Here is a 6643-nt window from a genome sequence, read left to right as displayed (position 1 = left end):
CTCCCACAGGGACTGCACAAGGTTCAAGGCAGTGGTAATCCTGTGGGAGCGGGTTTACCCGCGAAGAGGCCGGTACAGGTAAAAAAATCACCCTCGGCTGGCACAGGCCTCGATCGGCTTCAAGTGCTTGACGAAATTGCACGGCCGGTGCCGGGCATCCAGTTGCTCCGCCAGGATCCCCTCCCACGCCGTACGGCAAGCCCCGGTAGACCCCGGCAGGCAGCACACCAACGTTTGGTTGGACAACCCGGCCAAGGCTCGGCTCTGCACGGTCGAGGTGCCGATATCCAGAATCGACAACGCCCGGAACAGTTCGCCAAAGCCATCGATGCGCTTGTCCAGCAGGCACTCGACCGCTTCCGGCGTGCTGTCGCGGCCGGTAAAGCCGGTACCGCCGGTGATCAGCACCACCTGCACCTGCTCATCGGCAATCCAGGTGGCCACCTGGGCGCGGATCTTGTACAGGTCGTCCTTGAGCAGCGCCCGCGCCACCAGGCGGTGGCCGACCTCCACCGAGCGGCTGGCCAGCAGCTCGCCTGAGGTGTCGTTGTCGTAGGTACGGGTGTCGCTGACGGTCAGCACGGCGATGTTCAGCGGTACGAAAACCGCATCAGGTTGGACGCGCACGGTGAGGCTCCTTGAATGGCATTGTCGCCACGCTAGAGGCATGCCCCGGGGGCGTCCAATCGATATGGCGTACTGGCTGATCAATGACATCTATCGCAGACGTGGGTTAAGGTCTGCACAACCAGACTCCAGGCATTTCCATGGACATCAAGCAGCTCAAGTTCCTCATCGCCCTCGACCAGACCCGCCATTTCGGCCAAGCGGCGGCGCTGTGCCACATCACCCAGCCGACGCTGTCCATGCGCCTGCGCAACCTGGAAGACGAACTGGACCTGGTGCTGGTCAAGCGTGGCCAGCGCTTCGAAGGTTTTACCGAGGCCGGCGAGCGCATCCTGGCCTGGGCCCGTACCCTGCTCGCCGCCCACGACGGCCTGCAGGCCGAGGCCGCCAGCTGCCGTGGCCAGGTGGTCGGCAGCCTGCGCCTGGGCACGGTACCGCTGGCCAGCTTCAACCCCATGCACCTGCTGTTGCCGCTACGCGAGAAATACCCCGAACTGCACTTCCAGCTCAGTTCGCTGAGTTCGGAACAGGTCATCGACGGGCTCAGCCGCAACCAGCTCGACCTGGGTATCTGCTACCTGGACCAGGTCAACACCAGCTTCTTCGAAGTGATCGAACTGGGCACCACCACCATGGGCCTGCTGCATGACACCCGGCATTTCCAGTTTGCCAGCGACACCCTGCGCTGGGACGAGCTGGGCGACATTCCGCTGGGGCTGCTGAGCAAAGGCATGCACTACCGCCAGTCGCTGGACCTGAGCTTCCGCAGCCGTGGCCTGGAGCCCAATTCGGTACTGGAGAGCGACTCCAGCTTCCAACTGATCCAGGCCATCAACACCGGCATGTGCTGCGCGATCATGCCGCTGGACTGCGGCCTGGAAGACCTCAGCGAGCACCTGCGCATCCTGCCGGTGGCCGATGCCGCCATCCACAGCCCGGTCGGCCTGCTGCTGCGCCGCAGCGAGCCGCGTTCGGCGATTGCCGAGCAGTGTTTTGCCGAAGCGCGGGTACTGTTCGCTCAATAGTGATTCGCTGAATGGATAAGGAAATGCCTTACGCCCACTTCAGCCGTTTCAGTGAAGACATGCTGCTTTAAGCACTTTTATCATACCCAGTTCATCGATGGTGCTCGCCTTGCCTCATTGGCCGGGCAGCCCTCCATTGTCCAAGGAACTGACATGACTACCTCAACTGCTTTATCTACTACTTTTTCATGGAGTGTAGAAAACCTTACCCCGTGGGCTGCCGTCGGCATCGCGATTTTGCTGGGTGTGCTGCTCTGGTTCATTTACAGCAGGGCCGGCTCGCTTTACTTTTTGCGCGACCTGATTTGGCGGGCGTTTGGCGGCACCACCGTGTTCGACAACCACTCGCAATTGAACAACCTGCGCAAGGAACTGCGCGAAATCGAGTTTTTTCGTTACGAGTTCAATATCCCAGCTAACAACCTGCACGAGGCCAGCCTGGCCCACCGTTGGATGATCGACAACGGCTTTGCACCGGGCGATATTGGCCGCAACCGCAGGTACATGGACTGGAGCGATTTCAACGCCCCAACCCTGGCTACAGCCCGTTTCTCCCCTTGGCGGTTCAGATTCTATATTGCCCTGGTGGCCATTCTTGGCATGTTCATGGCCCCGCTGCCACTGGCCAACCAGTCGAAATACCTTATGGTTACCCTGAAAAACGACGCTGACTCTCCGCGCTTCTATCTATCCGAAGAAGATATAAAGTTTGAAATGTGGTGGCCTGACGAGCTGTTGACCCTGGATAAATGCCGGTCTTCGAAAAGCCTGGATGCATTTTTGAAATACATGCCAGAAGAAAAACTCGACACTGTCTGTTCAATCTTCATGACCCCCGACTACGCCACTCAGGTCGCCAAAGGCGTAGAGCATCAACGAACCATTCTGGCCGGCTTCGCGTCAATCCTGATGATCGGGCTGGTGCTGGTCGTGCTGAAGTTGTCTCGCATGCAAAGAGCGCAAACCCTCTACAACAGATGGCAAGCACGCTTGGCTTGCACAGCACCTACGCCTTCCACTACGCCGTCGCCTGCCGATACTGCCTCGGCGTGAAACCGGTCAGCTGCTTGAACTGGCGGCTGAAGGCGCTGTGGTCGGTGTAGCCGCAGCACATCGCCACTTCAGTAATCGGCAGCTCCGAATGCAGCAAGCGGTGGGCGTGCTCCAGGCGCGCCTTGTGGATCATCTGCCGTGGTGTGAGGTGAAACACCCGCTTGCAGTAGCGCTCCAGCTGGGCCACGGAAATACCGGCGATGCGGGTCAGCTCGCCCATGCTGATCGGCTGATGGAAATGCCGGCGGATATGCTCGTCCACCGCCGCCAGGCGCTGGTAGGCGGGGTGGCTGTCGGCGGCTGACTGCAGGTCGACCGAGATGCCGACCAGGCCGATGATTTCGCCGGCCTGGTTGTACAGCGGGCGCTTGTGGGTCAGGCACCAGCCGGGCTCGCGGCTGCCGTACAGGTGCAGCTCCAGCTGGTCTTCCAGTACCAGCCCTTCCTTGAGCACGCGACGGTCCTGTTCGGTGTAGCCGGGCCCTAACTGTGCCGGAAACACTTCGGTGCTGGTCTTGCCCAGCAGCGGTTGCAGGCGTTTGAGGCCGCAGCGCTGGACCAGGGTGTTGTTGGCCAGCACGTAGCGGGCGGCCGGGTCCTTGATGAAGATCGCGGCGTTGGGGATGGCGTCGAGGATCGGCAGCAACAGCGATACGCCGGCCAGCAGGGCCTCAAGGGTGGCGGGGCGGTGCTGGTCGAGGGACTGGTAGAGGGTTGCCAGGGGGGTGTCGGTCATCTGTCGGTTCTCTGCTGGCTGTGCCGGCCCTTTCGCGGGTGAACCCGCTCCCACAGGAACCCCACAGCCCTCACGACTTGTGCAATGCCTGTGGGAGCGGGTTCACCCGCGAAAGGGCCGGCACTACCAGCGCATCTCTCAAGCCCTTTTCCGGTGTGGCTTTCAGGCTATCCCCCACCCTTCCACCCCGCCACTGCTTTTTTGCAACTGTGCTGATTTCGTCATCCACCTTGCAGAAAACCATCAAGAACCGTCACCCCGATCGGTCCACTCTATGCCCCACGCAAGCCGCCCAAGTCCTACAAGAGCGCGGCCCAAAAAGCCGCATCTCGTGACATCAGACCTGCCTATCCAATAACCAACAAAAAGGCGAACCCATGTCAGGCAAATTCAAAAAACAGTTATCACTGCTGGACCTCACCTTCATCGGCCTAGGCGCCATCTTCGGCTCCGGCTGGTTGTTCGCCGCCAGCCACGTCTCGGCCATCGCCGGCCCGGCAGGCATCCTCTCCTGGTTCCTGGGTGGTTTCGCCGTCCTGCTGCTGGGCATCGTCTACTGCGAGCTGGGCGCCGCCCTGCCGCGTGCCGGTGGCGTGGTGCGCTACCCGGTGTACTCGCACGGCCCGTTGCTCGGCTACCTGATGGGCTTCATCACCCTGATCGCCTTTTCCAGCCTGATCGCCATCGAAGTGGTCGCCTCACGCCAATACGCCGCCGCCTGGTTCCCCGGGCTGACCAAGGCCGGCTCCAGCGACCCAACCATCCTCGGCTGGCTGGTGCAGTTCGCCCTGCTGGGGCTGTTCTTCTTCCTCAACTACCGCAGCGTGAAAACCTTCGCCAAGGCCAACAACCTGGTCAGCGTGTTCAAGTTCATCGTGCCGCTGCTGGTGATCGGCGTGCTGTTCACCTTCTTCAAGCCAGAAAACTTCACCGTCCAGGGCTTTGACCCGTTCGGCTTGTCTGGTGTGGAAATGGCCGTGTCGGCCGGTGGCATCATCTTCGCCTACCTGGGCCTGACGCCGATCATTTCGGTGGCCAGCGAGGTGAAGAACCCGCAGCGCACCATCCCGATTGCATTGATCCTTTCGGTGCTGCTGTCCACCGCGATCTACGCCCTTCTGCAACTGGCCTTCCTCGGCAGCGTACCGACCGAAATGCTGGCCAACGGCTGGGCCAGCGTGACCAAGGAACTGGCCCTGCCCTACCGTGACATCGCGCTGGCCCTGGGTGTGGGCTGGCTGGCCTACCTGGTGGTGGCCGACGCGGTGATCTCACCCAGCGGCTGCGGCAACATCTACATGAACGCCACCCCGCGTGTGGTCTATGGCTGGGCGCAAACCGGCACCTTCTTCAAGTACTTCACCCGCATCGATGCCGAGTCCGGCATCCCGCGCCCGGCGTTGTGGCTGACCTTCGGCCTGTCGGTGTTCTGGACCCTGCCGTTCCCGTCCTGGGAAGCGCTGATCAACGTGGTGTCCGCCGCCCTGGTGCTGAGCTACGCCGTGGCCCCGGTCACCGTCGCCGCCCTGCGCCGCAACGCCCCAGACATGCCGCGCCCGTTCCGGGTCAAGGGCATGGGCGTGCTCGGCCCGCTGTCGTTCATCATCGCCGCGCTGATCGTGTACTGGTCGGGCTGGAACACCGTGTCGTGGCTGCTGGCCCTGCAGATCGTGATGTTCGTGCTGTACCTGCTGTGCGGCCGCTTCGTGCCAACCCAGCACCTGTCGCTGGCCCAGCAAGTGCGCTCGTCGGCGTGGCTGATCGGTTTCTACGCGGTGACCATCCTGCTGTCGTGGCTGGGCAGCTTCGGCGGCCTGGGGGTACTCGGCCACCCGTTCGATACCGTGGCCGTGGCCGCCTGCGCACTGGGCATCTATTACTGGGGTGCGGCCACTGGCGTGCCTGCCCACCTGGTGCGCCTGGAAGGCGAGGATGAAAGTGAAGCCTCCGCTGAAAGCTACGCCGGCCGCCCTGCCGCAGTCGCTTCCTGATCTTTTACTCAAGGGACAAGCCCATGAAACAGATTCACGTCATCGACTCCCACACTGGCGGCGAGCCTACCCGCCTGGTGATGAATGGCTTCCCCAAATTGCACGGCCGCAGCATGGCCGAGCAACGCGACGAACTGCGCGAGCTGCACGATCAATGGCGCCGCGCCTGCCTGCTGGAGCCACGCGGCAACGATGTGCTGGTCGGCGCGCTGTATTGCCCGCCAGTGTCGGCCGACGCCACCTGCGGAGTGATCTTCTTCAACAACGCCGGTTACCTGAACATGTGCGGCCACGGCACCATCGGCCTGGTCGCCTCGCTGCAGCACCTGGGCCTGATCACAGCGGGCGTACACAAGATCGACACCCCGGTCGGCCAGGTCAGCGCCACCTTGCATGAAGACGGCGCCATCACCGTAGGCAACGTGCCCTCCTACCGCTACCGCCAGCAGGTGGCGGTGGACGTGCCCGGCCATGGCGTGGTGCGCGGCGATATCGCCTGGGGCGGCAACTGGTTCTTCCTGGTTTCCGAGCACGGCCAGCGCATCGAGCTTGATAACCGCGAAGCACTGACCGAGTACACCTGGGCCATGCTCAAGGCCCTCGAAGCCCAGGGCATCACCGGCAAAAACGGCGCGCCCATCGACCACGTTGAACTGTTTGCCGACGACGCCAACGCCGACAGCCGCAACTTCGTGATGTGCCCCGGCAAAGCCTACGACCGCTCCCCTTGCGGCACCGGCACCAGCGCCAAGCTGGCTTGCCTGGCCGCCGACGGCAAGCTTGAAGAAGGCCAGACCTGGGTGCAGGCCAGCATCACCGGCAGCCAGTTCCATGGCCGCTACGAGTGCGACGGCGAACGCATTCGCCCGTTCATCACCGGCCGCGCCTACATGACCGCCGACAGCACCCTGCTGATCGACGAACAGGACCCGTTCGCCTGGGGCATCTGAGCCCCGGCTTTTTTACCAAACCGATTTTCGCGAGGAGTAACAACAATGACCAACAACATCTTCACCGGCACCATGCCCGCCCTGATGACCCCGTGCACCGCCGAGCGCAAGCCGGACTTCGACGCCTTGGTACGCAAGGGCCGCGAACTAATCGAGGCCGGCATGAGCGCCGTGGTGTACTGCGGCTCGATGGGTGACTGGCCGCTGCTGACCGAGGCCGAGCGCCAGGAAGGCGTGGCACGCCTGGTGGCCGCCGGCATC

7 protein-coding genes are annotated in these 6643 nt (G+C 62.7%); 5 read left to right on the top strand and 2 right to left on the bottom strand.

Features of this window, described 5'->3' with window-relative positions; translation table 11 throughout:
- Positions 1–87 precede the first annotated feature (87 nt).
- Positions 88–627, bottom strand: coding sequence for a molybdenum cofactor biosynthesis protein B (moaB, locus tag ABE456_RS28015; RefSeq protein WP_346646826.1), 540 nt, complete (start codon positions 625–627; stop codon positions 88–90).
- A gap of 140 nt (positions 628–767) precedes the next feature.
- Here moaB and ABE456_RS28010 point away from each other — a divergent pair, with 140 nt between their 5' ends.
- Entirely contained in the window at positions 768–1652 is an 885-nt protein-coding gene (locus ABE456_RS28010) for a LysR family transcriptional regulator (RefSeq protein ID WP_346646825.1), read from the top strand.
- Positions 1653–1805: 153 nt separating this feature from the next.
- Positions 1806–2705 carry a DUF6216 family protein gene (locus ABE456_RS28005; RefSeq protein ID WP_346646824.1) on the top strand — a complete coding sequence of 300 codons (900 nt, stop codon included), beginning with the start codon at positions 1806–1808 and terminating at the stop codon, positions 2703–2705.
- Here the strand turns inward: ABE456_RS28005 and ABE456_RS28000 are convergent.
- Positions 2671–3441, bottom strand: a complete 771-nt coding sequence (locus ABE456_RS28000) for an AraC family transcriptional regulator (protein ID WP_346646823.1) — start codon at positions 3439–3441, stop codon at positions 2671–2673. The genes ABE456_RS28005 and ABE456_RS28000 overlap by 35 nt on opposite strands.
- 377 nt (positions 3442–3818) lie before the next feature.
- On the opposite strand from ABE456_RS28000, the gene ABE456_RS27995 reads away from it, so the two are divergent.
- The 3 genes from ABE456_RS27995 to ABE456_RS27985 all read left to right on the top strand — a co-directional run.
- Complete coding sequence (locus ABE456_RS27995) at positions 3819–5432, top strand: APC family permease (RefSeq protein ID WP_346646822.1); 1614 nt, start codon at positions 3819–3821, stop codon at positions 5430–5432.
- Between the two features lie 23 nt (positions 5433–5455).
- Complete coding sequence (locus ABE456_RS27990) at positions 5456–6382, top strand: 4-hydroxyproline epimerase (RefSeq protein ID WP_346646821.1); 927 nt, start codon at positions 5456–5458, stop codon at positions 6380–6382.
- Positions 6383–6427: 45 nt separating this feature from the next.
- Positions 6428–6643, top strand: a 216-nt coding sequence (locus ABE456_RS27985; protein ID WP_346646820.1) for a dihydrodipicolinate synthase family protein, incomplete at its 3' end; no start/stop codon positions are given.

This window comes from Pseudomonas sp. TWI929 (assembly GCF_039673335.1).
Taxonomy (GTDB): Bacteria; Pseudomonadota; Gammaproteobacteria; order Pseudomonadales; family Pseudomonadaceae; genus Aquipseudomonas.
Note: the sequence above shows the minus strand (reverse complement) of the source record. Positions and strands in the feature narration are given on the sequence as shown.